At 70.6% G+C, this 15,489-nt stretch carries 17 protein-coding genes; 15 read left to right on the top strand and 2 right to left on the bottom strand.

Annotated features, from left to right (window positions below; translation table 11 throughout):
- The first annotated feature begins 3 nt into the window (after positions 1-3).
- Genes nadA through nadC form a run of 3 tightly spaced genes read left to right on the top strand, consistent with a single transcriptional unit; the run spans position 4 to position 3,487 of the window.
- Positions 4-1,053, top strand: a complete 1,050-nt coding sequence (gene nadA, locus AC0KTM_RS13955) for a quinolinate synthase NadA (protein WP_225330647.1) — start codon at positions 4-6, stop codon at positions 1,051-1,053.
- A complete protein-coding gene (locus AC0KTM_RS13950) occupies positions 1,050-2,630 on the top strand; it encodes an L-aspartate oxidase (protein ID WP_472415865.1) in 1,581 nt (526 codons plus the stop codon). The genes nadA and AC0KTM_RS13950 overlap by 4 nt, the downstream gene beginning before the upstream one ends.
- Complete coding sequence (gene nadC, locus AC0KTM_RS13945) at positions 2,627-3,487, top strand: carboxylating nicotinate-nucleotide diphosphorylase (RefSeq protein ID WP_472415863.1); 861 nt, start codon at positions 2,627-2,629, stop codon at positions 3,485-3,487. Before AC0KTM_RS13950 ends, nadC begins: the two co-directional genes overlap by 4 nt.
- A gap of 90 nt (positions 3,488-3,577) precedes the next feature.
- Here the strand turns inward: nadC and AC0KTM_RS13940 are convergent, their stop codons facing one another.
- Positions 3,578-3,991: a nitroreductase family deazaflavin-dependent oxidoreductase gene (locus tag AC0KTM_RS13940; RefSeq protein ID WP_472415861.1), complete on the bottom strand. Its 414-nt coding sequence runs from the start codon at positions 3,989-3,991 to the stop codon at positions 3,578-3,580.
- A 96-nt stretch (positions 3,992-4,087) separates the two neighbouring features.
- Between AC0KTM_RS13940 and hisD the strand changes: the two genes are divergently transcribed.
- The 9 genes from hisD to AC0KTM_RS13895 all read left to right on the top strand — a co-directional run bounded on the left by hisD (position 4,088) and on the right by AC0KTM_RS13895 (position 11,766).
- Positions 4,088-5,434, top strand: a complete 1,347-nt coding sequence (gene hisD, locus AC0KTM_RS13935; protein WP_472415859.1) for a histidinol dehydrogenase — start codon at positions 4,088-4,090, stop codon at positions 5,432-5,434.
- Positions 5,431-6,564: a histidinol-phosphate transaminase gene (locus AC0KTM_RS13930; protein ID WP_225327457.1), complete on the top strand. Its 1,134-nt coding sequence runs from the start codon at positions 5,431-5,433 to the stop codon at positions 6,562-6,564. Before hisD ends, AC0KTM_RS13930 begins: the two co-directional genes overlap by 4 nt.
- Positions 6,561-7,193, top strand: a complete 633-nt coding sequence (gene hisB, locus AC0KTM_RS13925; protein WP_225327458.1) for an imidazoleglycerol-phosphate dehydratase HisB — start codon at positions 6,561-6,563, stop codon at positions 7,191-7,193. Before AC0KTM_RS13930 ends, hisB begins: the two co-directional genes overlap by 4 nt.
- Positions 7,190-7,810, top strand: a complete 621-nt coding sequence (gene hisH, locus AC0KTM_RS13920; RefSeq protein ID WP_472415857.1) for an imidazole glycerol phosphate synthase subunit HisH — start codon at positions 7,190-7,192, stop codon at positions 7,808-7,810. The genes hisB and hisH overlap by 4 nt, the downstream gene beginning before the upstream one ends.
- Positions 7,811-7,892: 82 nt before the next feature.
- Positions 7,893-8,636 (top strand): bifunctional 1-(5-phosphoribosyl)-5-((5-phosphoribosylamino)methylideneamino)imidazole-4-carboxamide isomerase/phosphoribosylanthranilate isomerase PriA, encoded by a 744-nt coding sequence (priA, locus tag AC0KTM_RS13915; RefSeq protein WP_225327460.1) that lies wholly within the window; start codon positions 7,893-7,895, stop codon positions 8,634-8,636.
- 7 nt (positions 8,637-8,643) lie between these two features.
- Entirely contained in the window at positions 8,644-9,444 is an 801-nt protein-coding gene (locus tag AC0KTM_RS13910; protein WP_225327461.1) for an inositol monophosphatase family protein, read from the top strand.
- Position 9,445: 1 nt separating this feature from the next.
- Entirely contained in the window at positions 9,446-10,234 is a 789-nt protein-coding gene (gene hisF / locus AC0KTM_RS13905; protein ID WP_225327462.1) for an imidazole glycerol phosphate synthase subunit HisF, read from the top strand.
- Entirely contained in the window at positions 10,231-10,578 is a 348-nt protein-coding gene (gene hisI, locus AC0KTM_RS13900; RefSeq protein ID WP_238956165.1) for a phosphoribosyl-AMP cyclohydrolase, read from the top strand. Before hisF ends, hisI begins: the two co-directional genes overlap by 4 nt.
- An 81-nt stretch (positions 10,579-10,659) precedes the next feature.
- Entirely contained in the window at positions 10,660-11,766 is a 1,107-nt protein-coding gene (locus tag AC0KTM_RS13895; RefSeq protein WP_225327464.1) for a calcium:cation antiporter, read from the top strand.
- A 7-nt stretch (positions 11,767-11,773) separates the two neighbouring features.
- Here the strand turns inward: AC0KTM_RS13895 and AC0KTM_RS13890 are convergent, their stop codons facing one another.
- Positions 11,774-12,232, bottom strand: a complete 459-nt coding sequence (locus tag AC0KTM_RS13890; RefSeq protein WP_472415855.1) for a peroxiredoxin — start codon at positions 12,230-12,232, stop codon at positions 11,774-11,776.
- A gap of 95 nt (positions 12,233-12,327) precedes the next feature.
- Here AC0KTM_RS13890 and AC0KTM_RS13885 point away from each other — a divergent pair, with 95 nt between their 5' ends.
- The 3 genes from AC0KTM_RS13885 to trpC all read left to right on the top strand — a co-directional run bounded on the left by AC0KTM_RS13885 (position 12,328) and on the right by trpC (position 15,477).
- Complete coding sequence (locus AC0KTM_RS13885) at positions 12,328-13,866, top strand: anthranilate synthase component I (protein ID WP_225327466.1); 1,539 nt, start codon at positions 12,328-12,330, stop codon at positions 13,864-13,866.
- Positions 13,859-14,545, top strand: a complete 687-nt coding sequence (locus AC0KTM_RS13880) for a TIGR02234 family membrane protein (RefSeq protein WP_238956162.1) — start codon at positions 13,859-13,861, stop codon at positions 14,543-14,545. Before AC0KTM_RS13885 ends, AC0KTM_RS13880 begins: the two co-directional genes overlap by 8 nt.
- Before the next feature lie 113 nt (positions 14,546-14,658).
- A complete protein-coding gene (trpC, locus tag AC0KTM_RS13875; protein WP_225327468.1) occupies positions 14,659-15,477 on the top strand; it encodes an indole-3-glycerol phosphate synthase TrpC in 819 nt (272 codons plus the stop codon).
- Positions 15,478-15,489 lie beyond the last annotated feature (12 nt).

Below are 15,489 nucleotides of genomic sequence, written 5' to 3'. Positions count from 1 at the left end.
CCCATGACGGTGATCAATCGCATGGACACGCTCGCCGAAGACATGGTTGCCGACATCACGGATTCACCCACCGGCTACGCCGGCGTGGTCGCTGACGCGCAGTGGGCCGCAGAGATTCGCCGACTGGCGAAATTGCGCGGCGCCACCGTGCTCGCGCACAACTACCAGCTGCCCGAGATCCAGGACGTCGCCGACCATGTGGGCGACTCGCTGGCGCTGTCGCGGATCGCCGCCGAGGCGGCCGAGGACACCATCGTGTTCTGCGGTGTGCACTTCATGGCCGAGACGGCCAAGATGCTCAGCCCCGACAAAACGGTGCTCATCCCGGATCAGCGCGCCGGCTGCTCGCTGGCCGATTCCATCACCGCCGACGAGCTGCGCGCCTGGAAGGACGAGCACCCCGGCGCGGTCGTCGTCTCCTACGTCAATACCACGGCGGCGGTCAAGGCGCTCACCGACATCTGCTGCACGTCGTCCAACGCGGTCGAGGTGGTCGAGTCCATCGACCCGGACCGCGAGGTGCTGTTCTGCCCGGATCAATTCCTCGGCGCCCACGTGCGCCGGATCACCGGCCGCAAGAACCTGCACGTGTGGGCCGGCGAATGCCACGTGCACGCCGGGATCAACGGCGACGAACTGGGCGACCAGGCCCGCGCGAACCCCGACGCCGAACTCTTCGTGCATCCCGAATGTGGTTGCGCCACTTCGGCGCTGTACCTCGCCGGCGAGGGCGCCTTCCCCCCGGATCGGGTGAAGATCTTATCCACCGGCGGCATGCTCGACGCCGCGAATCAGACCGACGCGCGAAAAGTGTTGGTCGCCACCGAGGTTGGCATGCTGTATCAGCTGCGGCGGGCCGCGCCGCACGTCGACTTCCGCGCCGTCAACGACCGCGCCTCCTGCAAGTTCATGAAGATGATCACCCCGGCGGCCCTGCTGCGCTGCCTCGTCGAGGGCGCCGACGAAGTCGACGTCGACCCCGACATCGCCGCGGCCGGCCGGCGCAGCGTGCAGCGAATGATCGAGATCGGGCAGCCGGGCGGTGGCGAATGACCGCCCGTCCCCAGTGGACTCATAGCGCCGACGTCGTCGTAATCGGCACCGGCGTCGCCGGATTGGCCGCCGCGCTGGCCGCCCATCGCGCCGGCCGCAGCTTCGTCGTGCTGAGCAAGGCCGATCAGGCGCGCGGCGCGACGGCGACCCATTACGCACAGGGCGGCATCGCGGTCGTCCTGCCCGACAACGACGACTCGGTCGAGGCGCACGTCGCCGACACCGTGGTCGCCGGGGCGGGCCTGTGCGATCCCCAGGCGGTCTACTCGATCGTCGCCGACGGGTATGCGGCCGTCTCCGAATTGGTCGGCGACGGAGCGCGATTCGATGAATCCGCCCCCGGCCAGTGGGCACTGACGCGCGAGGGCGGGCACTCGCGGCGGCGCATCGTGCACGCCGGGGGCGACGCCACCGGCGCCGAGGTGCAGCGCGCACTCGACCACGCCGCGCGCACGCTGGACATCCGCACCGGGCACGTGGCCCTGCGCGTGCTGCACGACGGGGCGGCCGTGACCGGCGTCCTGGTGGGCAACCCGCAGGGATACGGAATCGTCAGCGCGCCCTCGGTGATCATCGCCAGCGGCGGCCTCGGACACCTGTACGGCGCGACCACCAACCCGGAGGGATCCACCGGCGACGGAATCGCCTTGGGCCTGTGGGCCGGCGTCGCGGTCAGCGATCTCGAGTTCATCCAGTTCCACCCCACGATGCTCTACGCACCCACGGCCGCCGGCGGGCGGCGTCCGCTGGTCACCGAGGCCATCCGCGGCGAGGGCGCGAGACTGATTGACCGGCAAGGGGATTCGGTGACGGCCGGGGTTCATCCGATGGGCGACCTTGCCCCCCGCGATGTCGTCGCCGCCGCCATCGACGCGCGGATGAAGGCCACCGGTGACCCGTGCGTTTTCCTCGACGCCCGCCACATCGGGGACTTCGCGAACCGGTTCCCGACGGTGACGGCCGCCTGCCGGGCCGCCGGCATCGACCCCGTCCGTCAACCCATTCCCGTTGTGCCCGGGGCGCATTACAGCTGCGGGGGGATCGTCACCGACGTGTGCGGCCAAACCGAGCTGCCGGGGCTGTTCGCCGCGGGCGAGGTCGCCCGTACCGGCCTGCACGGCGCCAACCGGCTGGCGTCCAACAGCCTGTTGGAAGGTCTGGTGGTGGGCGGCCGGGCCGGCAAGGCGGCGGCCGCGCACGCCGCGGCGGCCGGGCCCGTCCGGGCGGTCGCACCCGAGCCCGTCGTGCACACCGCGCCCGAGCGCGCCGAGCTGCAGCGCGCGATGGGCCGCGACGCGTCGGTGGTGCGCGACGCCGCCGGGCTGAGCCGGCTGTCCACCACGCTGTCGCGGGCCCAGGTGCGCGCCGTGGCGGGTCGTCGGGATTTCGAGGATGTGGCGCTGGCCGTCGCCGCCCGCGCGGTGACGGCCGCGGCCCTGGCCCGCACCGAGAGCCGGGGCTGCCACCACCGCGAGGAACACCCGCAGACCGTGGCCGAGCAGGCGCGCAGCAACGTGCTGCGACTGGCCGACGACCAGCACTCGGTGCTGGTGGAGGCGTTGGCGGCGGTCGTATGACCTCGATGTCCGACTGTGAACTCACCGCCGCGCGCGAAACCATCCGGCGCGGCCTGGTCGAGGACCTGCGCTACGGACCCGACGTCACCACGCTGGCGACGGTGCCCGCCGAGGCCGTGGCCACCGCGTCCATGGTGCCCCGGCAGCCCGGCGTGATCGCCGGCATCGACATCGCGCTGCTGGTGCTCGACGAGGTGCTCGGCACGCGCGGCTACGAGGTCGTCGACCGCGTCGAGGACGGCGCCCACCTGCAGGCGGGCCAGCCCGTGCTCACGGTGCGGGCGGAAACCCGCGGGCTGCTGACCGCGGAGCGGACGATGCTGAACCTGATCTGCCACCTGTCGGGGATCGCCACCACGACCGCGCACTGGGTGGCCGCCGTGCACGGCACCAAGGCCAAGGTGCGCGATACCCGCAAAACCCTGCCGGGCCTGCGGGTGTTGCAGAAGTATGCGGTCCGCGTCGGCGGGGGCGTCAACCACCGCCTCGGGCTCGGCGACGCCGCGCTGATCAAGGACAACCACGTGGTGGCCGCGGGTTCGGTGGTCGACGCGCTGCGCGCGGTGCGCGACGCGGCACCGGATCTGCCGTGCGAGGTGGAAGTGGATTCACTGGAGCAGCTCGACGAGGTGCTGCCCGAAAAACCCGAGCTGGTCTTGCTGGACAATTTCCCGGTGTGGCAGACGCAGATGGCGGTGCAACGCCGGGATGCGCGCGCGCCCGCGGTGCTGCTCGAGTCGTCCGGCGGCCTGAGCCTGGAGAACGCCGCCGCCTACGCCGGGACCGGCGTGGACTACCTCGCCGTCGGCGCGCTGACGCATTCGGTGCGGGTGCTCGACATCGGCCTGGATATGTAGCGCGGTGTTGCGCGTGAATCGTCGGCGTGTCGCCGCCGTGGGTTAACACTGAAAGCCGTCGGCGCACACTCAAAGTCGGCGCGCCCGATCTCAGGCGATGTCGGCGACGAAAACGCCGATCACGCGCAGCTGCAGGCGCGCCAACGCGGGCAGCCCGGCGCCGTCGGAGCCGGCGGGCAGGATCCGCGGGTTGATGAGGTGCAGCGTGTGGCTGCGGCTCAACTGCACGTCCGCCTCGCCGGCGGCCAGCACGTTCTTCACCCAGTTCGTCTTGCCATGGCCCAGCGCGATCGCCAGCGTGTTGCCCTTGCGGTAGGTGGTCACGATGGTCTCGTAGGGCGTGCCGGAGGTGCGACCACGATGCTTGATCGTCGCGGTCCCGGGCAGGTAGCGCACGATCGGCCTGACCGCCCGGTTGAAGTACTTGATCTGAAGGCGCTCGAACCAGGGCGGGAAGACCATCGGGACGCCGGGGGCGTGGTTGGGGTGATCCTTGGCGGACATGGGGGCTCCCTGGGTTGGCTCTTCTTTTCAGCGCGGGGTATGGCCTCTGTAGCGGCACACTACCGGTCGGATATTGATTTGAGTTCCTCTGGGACAATGGACACCGTGAGCACCACCCAGCCGTCGCCGATGGCCCGTATCGACCTGCGGGGCGCGGAATTGACGGCCGCCCGATTGCGGTCGGCGCTGCCGCGTGGCGGCGCCGACGTGGAGGCGGTGCTGCCCACCGTGCGCCCGATCGTGCAGGCCGTCGCGGAGCGGGGCGCCGAGGCCGCCCTGGATTTCGGGGCCTCCTTCGACGGGGTGCGGCCCCCGGCCGTCCGGGTGCCCGCGGCGGCGCTCGACAAGGCCCTCGCCGAACTGGACGCGGCGGTCGCCGAAGCCCTGCGCGTGATGATCGAACGCACCCGCGCGGTGCACGCCGACCAGCGCCGCACCGACGTCACGACGACACTCGGCCCCGGCGCGACCGTGACCGAACGGTGGGTACCGGTCGAGCGGGTGGGCCTGTACGTGCCCGGCGGCAACGCCGTGTACCCGTCCAGCGTGGTGATGAACGTGGTGCCGGCGCAGGCCGCCGGCGTCGCCTCGCTGGTGGTGGCCAGCCCGCCGCAGGCCCAGTTCGACGGACTGCCGCACCCGACGATCCTCGCCGCGGCCCGGCTGCTGGGGGTCGACGAGGTGTGGGCCGTCGGCGGCGCCCAGGCGGTGGCGCTGCTGGCCTACGGCGGCACCGACCTCGACGGTGCGGAGCTGGCGCCTGTCGACATGATCACCGGGCCCGGCAACATCTACGTCACCGCCGCCAAGCGGCTGTGCCGTTCGCGGGTCGGCATCGACGCCGAGGCCGGGCCGACGGAGATCGCGATTCTGGCCGATAACACCGCCGACCCCGCGCATGTGGCCGCCGACATGATCAGCCAGGCCGAACACGACGAAATGGCCGGCAGCGTGCTGGTGACCCCCAGCGAAGACCTGGCCGCCGCCACCGACAAGGAACTGGCCGCCCAGTTGCGGACGACCGTGCACCGCGAGCGGGTGGCCGCCGCGCTGGGCGGGCGTCAATCGGCGATCATCCTGGTCGACGACATAGACGCCGGCGTCAAGGTCGTCAACGCCTACGCCGCCGAACACCTGGAGATCCAGACCGCCGCCGCGGCCGGCGTGGTCGGGCAAATACGTTCGGCGGGAGCCATTTTCGTCGGCCCGTACTCGCCGGTGAGCCTCGGCGACTACTGTGCGGGATCCAATCACGTCCTGCCGACCGCGGGCTGCGCCCGGCATTCCAGCGGACTGTCCGTGCAGACCTTCCTGCGCGGCATCCACGTCGTCGACTACACCGAGGCCGCGCTCAAAGACGTGTCCGGGCACGTGATCACACTCGCCGAGGCCGAGGACCTGCCGGCGCACGGCGAGGCGGTACGGCGGAGGTTCGAGCGATGACCGGGCCGCAGCAACCCACGCTGGACGACCTGCCGCTGCGCGACGACCTGCGCGGTAAATCGCCTTATGGCGCACCGCAATTGGCGGTCCCGGTGCGGTTGAACACCAACGAGAACCCGCACCCGCCCAGCAGGGCGCTGGTGGACGACGTGGTGCGCTCGGTCGCCGACGCCGCCGCCGACCTGCACCGCTATCCCGACCGCGACGCGGTCGCCCTGCGGACCGACCTGGCCGCGTACCTGAGCGCCCAGACCGGGGTTCAGCTCGGCGTCGAAAACCTCTGGGCGGCAAACGGTTCCAACGAGATTCTGCAGCAACTGCTGCAGGCGTTCGGCGGCCCGGGGCGCACGGCGATCGGGTTCGTTCCCTCCTACTCGATGCACCCGATCATCGCCGACGGCACCCGCACCGAATGGTTGCAGGCCGCCCGTGCCGACGACTTCGGCCTCGACGTCGAGGCCGCGGTGGCCGCCATCACCGAGCGCCGGCCCGACGTGGTGTTCGTCGCCAGCCCGAACAACCCGTCCGGGCAGAGTGTTTCGCTGCCGGATCTGCGGCGGCTGCTCGACGTGGTGCCGGGCATCCTGATCGTCGACGAGGCCTACGGCGAATTCTCGTCGGAGCCCAGCGCGGTGGCGTTGGTGGGGGAGTATCCGACCAAGCTCATCGTCTCGCGCACCATGAGCAAGGCGTTCGCCTTCGCGGGAGGCCGGCTCGGCTACCTGGTTGCCACGCCGGCGGTGATCGACGCGATGCTGCTGGTGCGGCTACCGTATCACCTGTCGTCGGTCACGCAAGCTGCCGCGCGGGCCGCGCTGCGGCACGCCGACGACACGCTGGGCAGCGTCGCGGCGCTGATCGCCGAACGGGAGCGCGTCGGGGCGGAGCTGACCCGCCTGGGTTTTCGGGTGATTCCCAGCGACGCCAACTTCGTGCTGTTCGGGGAGTTCGCCGACGCGCCGGCCACCTGGCAGCGCTATCTGGATGCCGGCGTCCTGATCCGCGACGTCGGCATCCCCGGCTACCTGCGCGCCACCACCGGCCTGGCCGAGGAGAACGACGCCTTCCTGCGGGCCAGCGCCCAGATCGCCGCCACCGAACTGGCCCCCGTCAACGTAGGAGCGCCATGACCACCGTCCACACCGGACAAGCCGCCCGCCGTGCGCGCATCGAGCGCCGCACCAAGGAGTCCGACATCGTCATCGAACTCGACCTCGACGGCACCGGCCAGGTCGACGTCGACACAGGGGTGCCGTTCTACGACCACATGCTCACGGCGCTGGGCAGTCACGCCAGCTTCGACCTGACCGTGCGCACCAGGGGCGACGTCGAGATCGAGGGTCATCACACCATCGAGGACACCGCCATCGCCCTGGGCCAGGCGCTCGGCCAGGCCCTGGGTGACAAGCGGGGCATCCGCCGGTTCGGGGACGCCTTCATCCCGATGGACGAGACGCTGGCCCACGCGGCGGTCGACGTGTCCGGCCGGCCCTACTGTGTGCACAGCGGGGAGCCGGATCACCTGCAGCACACCACGATTGCCGGCAACTCGGTGCCCTACCACACCGTCATCAACCGGCACGTGTTCGAGTCGCTGGCCGCCAACGCGCGCATCGCGCTGCACGTGCGCGTCCTGTATGGGCGCGACCCGCACCACATCACCGAGGCGGAGTACAAGGCGGTGGCCCGCGCGTTGCGCCAGGCGGTCGAGCCAGATCCGCGGGTGTCGGGCGTGCCGTCCACCAAAGGTGTTCTGTGACAAAGAAATCGGTCGTTGTCCTCGATTACGGATCGGGCAACCTGCGGTCGGCTCAGCGCGCGCTCGAGCGGGTCGGTGCGTCGGTCGAGGTGACCGCCGACGCCGACGCCGCGGCCGCCGCCGACGGACTGGTGGTGCCCGGCGTCGGCGCCTACGAGGCCTGCATGACGGGGCTGCGCACGATCAACGGGGACCGCATCATCGCCGATCGGGTCGCCGCCGGGCGCCCGGTGCTGGGCGTGTGCGTCGGGATGCAGATCCTGTTCGCCCGCGGCGTCGAATTCAGCGTGGAGACCCAAGGATGCGGGCAGTGGCCGGGATACGTGACGCGGCTGCAGGCGCCGGTGATCCCGCACATGGGTTGGAACGTCGTGAATACCGGGCCCGGCAGCGTCCTGTTCAAGGGGCTCGACGCCGAGACCCGGTTCTACTTCGTGCACTCCTACGCCGCCCAGCAGTGGGAGGGGTCGCCCGAGGCGGTGCTGACCTGGGCCACCCACGAGGGGCCGTTCCTGGCCGCGGTCGAGGAAGGACCGTTGTCGGCCACCCAGTTTCACCCGGAGAAAAGCGGCGACGCCGGCGCGGCCGTGTTGAGCAATTGGGTGGAAGCACTGTGATCGCTTCCGCGAAACTGTATTCCACGACACAAACGCCGAGAGAACCCGTAGCTCACTGCAGTCTCGGTGCAAAGGAGAAAGCGTGTTGATCTTGTTGCCCGCGGTCGACGTGGTCGACGGCCGTGCCGTGCGCCTGGTGCAGGGCAAGGCGGGCAGTGAAACCGAATACGGCTCGGCGCTGGACGCCGCGCTGGCCTGGCAACGCGACGGCGCCGAATGGATCCATCTGGTCGATCTGGACGCGGCCTTCGGGCGCGGTTCCAACCGCGAACTGCTCGCCGAGGTGGTCGGCAAGCTCGACGTGCAGGTGGAGTTGTCCGGCGGGATCCGCGACGACGACTCGCTGGCGGCGGCCCTGGCCACCGGCTGCGCCCGGGTGAACCTGGGCACGGCGGCGCTGGAGAACCCGCAGTGGTGCGCCCGGGCGATCAGCGAGCACGGCGACAAGGTCGCCGTGGGGCTCGACGTCCAGATCGACAAGAGCCATCCGGCCGGGTCGCACCGGCTGCGGGGGCGCGGCTGGGAAACCGATGGCGGCGACCTGTGGGAGGTGCTGGAACGCCTTGACCGCGAAGGCTGTTCGCGATTCGTGGTCACCGACGTCACCAAGGACGGGACGCTGGGCGGGCCCAACCTGGAGCTGCTGGCGGCCGTCGCCGACCGCACCGACGTCCCGGTGATCGCGTCGGGCGGGGTGTCCAGCCTGGACGACCTGCGCGCAATCGCGACCCTGACCGGGCGCGGCGTCGAGGGCGCCATCGTCGGTAAGGCCCTCTACGCCGGGCGATTCACGCTGCCGCAGGCGCTGGCCTCGGTCGGAGAGTAACGACGGCATGGACTTGGACGCGTTGGTCGAGACGGCATCGGCAATCCTCGACGACGCTGCGGAACCCTTCCTCGCCGGGCACCGTGCCGACTCCGCGGTGCGCAAGAAGGGCAACGACTTCGCCACCGACGTGGACCTCGCGATCGAGCGTCAGGTGGTCGCCGCGCTGGTCGAGGCCACCGGGATCGGCGTCCACGGCGAGGAATTCGGCGGTTCGGCGGTCGACTCACCCTGGGTGTGGGTGCTCGATCCCGTCGACGGCACCTTCAACTATGCGGCCGGATCGCCGATGGCCGGGATCCTGCTCGGCCTGCTGCACCACGGCGACCCGGTCGCCGGACTGACCTGGCTGCCGTTCATGGACCAGCGCTACACCGCGGTGTCGGGTGGACCGCTGCGGAAGAACGGGGCCCCGCAGCCGCCGCTGACGGCGATCGACCTGGCCGACGCCCTTGTCGGCGCGGGATCGTTCAGCGCGGACGCCCGCGGCCGGTTCCCGGGCCGCTACCGGATCGCGGTGCTGGAGAATCTGAGCCGGGTCTCGTCGCGGTTGCGCATGCACGGGTCCACCGGGCTCGACCTCGCGTATGTCGCCGACGGAATCCTCGGTGCGGCAATCAGTTTCGGTGGGCACGTGTGGGACCACGCCGCCGGGGTCGCGTTGGTGCGGGCCGCCGGCGGCGTCGTCACCGACTTGGCCGGCGAGCCGTGGAGTCCCGCGTCGGATTCCGCGGTGGCGGCGGGCCCCGCCGCGCACGCCGAGATCCTCGACCTGTTGCGCAGCACCGGCCGACCGGAGGACTACTGACATGCACGCGAACCACAGCGGCCTCGCGGTCCGGGTGATCCCGTGCCTGGACGTCGACGGCGGACGGGTGGTCAAGGGGGTCAATTTCGAAAACCTCCGGGACGCAGGCGATCCCGTGGAACTCGCGGCCGCCTATGACGCCGAAGGCGCCGACGAGCTCACCTTTCTCGACGTGACCGCGTCGTCGTCGGGAAGGTCCACGATGCTGGACGTGGTGCGGCGCACGGCCGAACAGGTCTTCATCCCGCTGACCGTCGGCGGCGGGGTGCGCACCGTGGCCGACGTCGACGTGTTGCTGCGTGCCGGGGCGGACAAGGTCTCGATCAACACCGCCGCGATCGCCCGGCCCGAACTGCTGGGCGAGATGGCACGGCAGTTCGGATCCCAATGCATCGTGCTCTCCGTCGACGCCCGCACCGTGCCACCGGGTGCGGTACCCACCCCGTCGGGCTGGGAGGTCACCACCCACGGCGGGCGGCGCGGCACCGGGCTCGACGCCGTCGAATGGGCCTCTCGCGGAGCCGATCTGGGGGTGGGTGAGATTTTGTTGAACTCGATGGACGCCGACGGCACCAAGGCGGGGTTCGACCTGGAGATGCTGCAGGCGGTGCGCTCGGCGGTGACCGTGCCCGTCATCGCCAGCGGCGGCGCCGGGGCGGCCGAACACTTCGCGCCCGCGATCGCGGCCGGGGCCGATGCGGTGTTGGCGGCCAGCGTTTTCCACTTCCGGGAGCTGACCATCGGTCAGGTGAAGGCCGCCATGGCCAAAGAGGGGATCACCGTCCGATGACGCTCGACCCGCAGATCGCCGCGCGCCTGAAGCGCAACGCCGACGGCCTGATCGCCGCCGTCGTGCAGGAGCGCGGCAGCGGCGACGTGCTGATGGTCGCCTGGATGGACGACGCGGCCCTGGCCCGCACCCTGGAAACCCGTGAGGCGACGTACTATTCGCGGTCGCGGCGCGAACAGTGGGTGAAGGGCGCGACCTCCGGCCACACCCAATACGTCCATTCGGTGCGATTGGACTGTGACGGGGACACCGTGCTGTTGACGGTCGACCAGGTCGGCGGCGCCTGCCACACCGGCGATCACAGCTGCTTCGACGCCGACTCGCTGCTGCAACCGGAGCGCTAACCGACTGACGCGCACCCGCCGATGTGTCCACAGTCACTTTCGGCGGGCGCCGGCGCATGACTTCGACAAGAATGGCAGGCAATGTCGAAATGGTTGTCCCGGGACGTCTTGTCCTGGAACGTGGTTGTTCCGGTGCTTGCCGTCGTCGTGCTGGCCTTGATCTGGGGCGAGACGCTGGGACCCGTACTGGTCGGGGTCGCCGCGCTGTTTCTCGTCGGCGCCGTGGTCGCCGCGGTGCATCACGCGGAGGTCGTCGCACACCGGGTCGGCGAACCGTTCGGGTCGCTGGTGCTCGCGGCCGCCGTCACCATCATCGAGGTGGCCCTCATCGTCACCCTGATGATGTCCGGCGGCAACGAGGCCGCGACGCTGGCCAGGGACACCGCGTTCGCCGCGCTGATGATCACCACCAACGGGATCGCCGGTTTGTCGCTGCTGCTCGGCTCGCGGCGCTACGGCGTGACGCTGTTCAACGCCGAAGGCGCCGGCGCCGCGCTGGCCACGGTCACCACGGTGGCCACGCTGAGCCTCGTCCTGCCCGCCTTCACCACCAGCAACCCGGCCAGGGAGTTCACCCCCAGCCAGCTCACCTTCGCCGCGATCGCCACGCTCTTGGTGTACCTGCTGTTCGTGTTCACCCAGACCGTGCGGCACCGCAACTTCTTCCTGCCGATCGCGCAGAGGGGCCAAAAGCGCGTATTCGAGGACGAGAGTCACGCGGATCCACCCAGCAGGCGGCAGGCGCTGAGCAGCCTGGCGCTGCTGCTCTGCGCGCTGGTGGCGGTGGTGGGCCTGGCCGAGGAGGAGTCGCCGGCCGTCGAGCACGCGGTGACGGTGGCGGGCTTGCCGCAGTCGTTCGTGGGTGTGATCATCGCGGCGCTGGTGCTGCTGCCGGAGACGCTCGCGGCGGCCCGGGCGGCGCGCAAGGGCCGCATCCAGACCAGCCTGAACCTGGCTTACGGCTCGGCGATGGCCAGCATCGGGCTGACCATCCCGACGATCGCGCTGGCGTCGATCTGGCTCAAGGGGCCGCTGGTGCTCGGCCTCGGCCCCATCCAGCTGGTGCTGCTCGCGCTGACCGTCGTGATCAGCGTGCTGACCGTCGTGCCCGGGCGGGCCACCCGGCTGCAGGGCGAGGTGCACCTGGTGCTGCTGGCCGCCTACGTCTTCCTGGCGATCAGCCCGTGAGGGTCGGCTAGGCCCGGGCGCGCAGCGTCGCGAGTGCCTTGTCCGCGTGGGTGTCCATGTTGAACTCGCTGGAGATCACCTCGAGGACCGTGCGGTCGGTGTCGATGACGAACGTGGTGCGCTTGACGGGCATCAGCTTGCCCAGCAGGCCGCGCTTGACGCCGAACTGCGCGGCGACGGTGCCGTCGGTGTCCGACAGCAGCGGGTAGTCGAACTTCCGCAGGTCGGCGAACTTGGCCTGTTTTTGCACGGGGTCGGCGCTGATACCCACCCGGTTGGCCCCGACCGCGGCGAATTCGGAGGCCAGGTCGCGGAAGTGGCACGCTTCCTTGGTGCAGCCGGGCGTCATGGCGGCCGGGTAGAAGAACAGGACGACGGGCCCGCTCGACAGCAGTTCGCTGAGCTTGCGCGGCGTGCCGGTCTGGTCGGGCAGTTCGAAGTCGGCGACCGTCTCACCAGGTTTCATTCCGCGAGCGTAACGCTGCTGCCAATTTGAGTCGCCGATCATCGCAGCCACGTTACGCTCGCGAGCCGGCCGAGCCCGTCTGGGAGGATGGGGCGGTGCACGCCCACCTCGCCGCGACGACCTCACGAGAGGACTTCCGCCAGCTCGCCGCCGAGCACCGGGTGGTCCCGGTGACCCGCAAGGTGTTGGCCGACAGCGAGACGCCGCTGTCGGCGTACCGCAAACTCGCCGCCAACCGCCCGGGCACGTTTCTGCTGGAGTCCGCCGAGCACGGCCGTTCCTGGTCGCGGTGGTCGTTCATCGGGGCGGGCGCGCCCTCGGCGCTGACCGTGCGCGACGGCGAGGCCATCTGGCTGGGCGTGGTGCCGCAGGACGCGCCGACCGGGGGCGACCCGCTGCAGGCCCTGCGGGCCACCCTCGAACTGCTGGCCACCGAGCCGCTCGCGGGTCTGCCGCCGCTGTCGGGCGGCATGGTGGGTTTCTTCGCCTACGACCTGGTGCGGCGCCTGGAGCGGCTGCCCGAGCTGGCGGTCGACGACCTGGGCCTGCCGGACATGCTGTTGCTGCTGGCCACCGATGTGGCGGCGGTCGATCACCACGAGGGCACCATCACGCTGATCGCCAACGCGGTGAACTGGAACGGGACCGACGAGCGGGTCGACGAGGCCTACGACGACGCGGTCGCCCGGCTGGACGTGATGACCGCGGCGCTGGGCCAGCCGCTGTCGTCGACCGTCGCCACGTTCGACCGGCCGGAACCGCGCTACCGCGCGCAGCGCAGCGTCGAGGAATACGGGAAGATCGTCGACTACCTCGTCGAGCAGATCGCCGCGGGTGAAGCCTTTCAGGTGGTGCCCTCGCAGCGGTTCGAAATGGACACCGACGTCGATCCGATCGACGTGTACCGGATGCTGCGGGTGACCAACCCGAGCCCGTACATGTATTTGCTGCACGTGCCGAATGACACTGGGGGAACGGACTTTTCGATCGTCGGGTCCAGCCCGGAGGCGCTCGTCACCGTCGCCGACGGCGTCGCGACCACCCATCCGATCGCCGGAACCCGCTGGCGCGGGGAGACCGACGAGGAGGATCAGCTGCTGGAGAAGGAGCTGTTGGCCGACGAGAAGGAACGCGCCGAGCACTTGATGCTGGTCGATCTGGGCCGCAACGACCTCGGCCGCGTGTGCGCGCCGGGCACCGTCCGCGTCGAGGACTACAGCCACATCGAACGCTATAGCCACGTCATGCACCTGGTGTCGACGGTGACCGGCCTGCTCGGCGAGGGCCGGACCGCCCTGGATGCGGTGACGGCCTGCTTCCCGGCCGGCACACTGTCGGGCGCGCCGAAGGTGCGGGCCATGGAGCTGATCGAAGAGGTCGAAAAGACGCGCCGCGGCCTGTACGGCGGCGTGGTCGGCTACCTGGACTTCGCCGGCAACGCCGACTTCGCGATCGCCATCCGCACCGCCCTGATGCGCGCCGGCACCGCCTACGTGCAGTCCGGGGGCGGGGTGGTGGCGGACTCCAACGGCCCCTACGAGTACACCGAGGCGACCAACAAGGCGCGCGCGGTGCTCAGCGCGATCGCCGCCGCCGAGACGCTGACCGAGCCGGGTGCGAGCCGCGATGACTGAGGCCCGCGCCGAGCGGCGCCGGCTGGACGGCCGGTGGATGATCCGGATCTCCCAGGCGACGCTCGTGGTGGCCGCGGGCGCGCTGTGGGTGGCCTCGCGCCTGCCCTGGGTCGTGATCCGGTCGTTCGACGGGCTGGGGCCGCCCAAGGAGGTGACGCTGTCCGGCGGGACGTGGTCGACGGCGCTGCTGCCGCTGGCGATGCTGATGCTGGCCGCGGCCGTTGCGGTCATCGCCGTGCGCGGCTGGCTGCTGCGCGCGCTGGCCGGGCTGCTGGCGCTGGCCAGCCTGGCGGTCGGCTACCTGGGAATCAGCCTGTGGGCGCTACCCGACGTGGCGGTGCGCGGCGCCGAGCTGGCGCACGTCTCGGTGATGTCCCTGGTCGGAAGCGAGCGGCGGTACTGGGGCGCCGGGGTCACGGTGGCCGCCGCGGCGTGCGCCCTGATCGCGGCCGTCCTGCTGATGCGATCGGCGTCGGACTCCGGGCCCGCCCGCTCCAGCTCGACGAAGTACACGACGCCGGCGACGCGCCGCTCGATTGCGCGACGCAAAGACGCCGACGGGGCGATGCTGGAGGAGCGACAGACGCCGGAAATGTCGGAGCGGATGATCTGGGACGCGCTTGACGAGGGGCGCGACCCAACCGATCGGCCGAGCGGGTCTGACACCGAGGGTCGGTGACGGGCCGCGAGCCGCGGGCCGCTACCCTTCATTGACGTCGTCGCGATCGGCTGGGGACAACCGAGTGGCCGTGCGATGACAGCGGGGCGACAGGGCGAAGGGAAACGACAGGCATGAGTCCGGCAACCGTGCTTGACTCCATCCTCGAAGGAGTCCGGGCCGACGTTGCCGCGCGCGAAGCCCTCATCAGCCTGTCCGAGATCAAAGCCGCCGCCGCGGCCGCGCCACCGCCGCGAGACGTGATGGCCGCCCTGCGCGAGCCCGGAATCGGCGTCATCGCAGAAGTCAAGCGCGCCAGCCCGTCGGCGGGATCCCTGGCGACCATTGCCGATCCGGCCAAACTGGCCAGGGCGTACGAAGACGGCGGCGCGCGCATCATCAGCGTCTTGACCGAGGAGCGCCGCTTCCACGGTTCGCTCGACGATCTCGACGCGGTTCGGGCGGCGGTCTCGATACCGATTTTGCGCAAAGACTTTGTCGTGCAGCCCTATCAGATCCACGAAGCGCGGGCGCACGGCGCCGACATGTTGTTGCTCATCGTCGCCGCGCTGGAGCAGTCCGCACTGGTGTCGATGCTGGACCGCACCGAATCGCTGGGCATGACGGCGCTCGTCGAGGTGCACACCGAAGAGGAAGCCGACCGGGCGCTCAAGGCCGGGGCCAACGTAATCGGCGTCAACGCCCGCGATCTGGCCACGCTGGCGGTGGACCGGGATTGCTTCGCGCGCATCGCTCCCGGGCTGCCCAGCAACGTGATCAGGATCGCCGAATCCGGTGTGCGCGGCACCGGAGACCTGCTGGCGTATGCCGGCGCGGGCGCCGACGCCGTGTTGGTCGGCGAAGGTCTGGTCAAAAGCGGTGACCCACGCGCCGCGGTCGCCGACCTGGTGACCGCGGGCACCCATCCGTCCTGTCCGAAACCGTCTCGCTAGTCGCTGCGTCAC

The sequence above is a fragment of the Mycobacterium sp. NTMscope_Eco_3 genome, from assembly GCF_976985685.1.
This window is presented reverse-complemented; position numbering and strand designations above follow the sequence as displayed.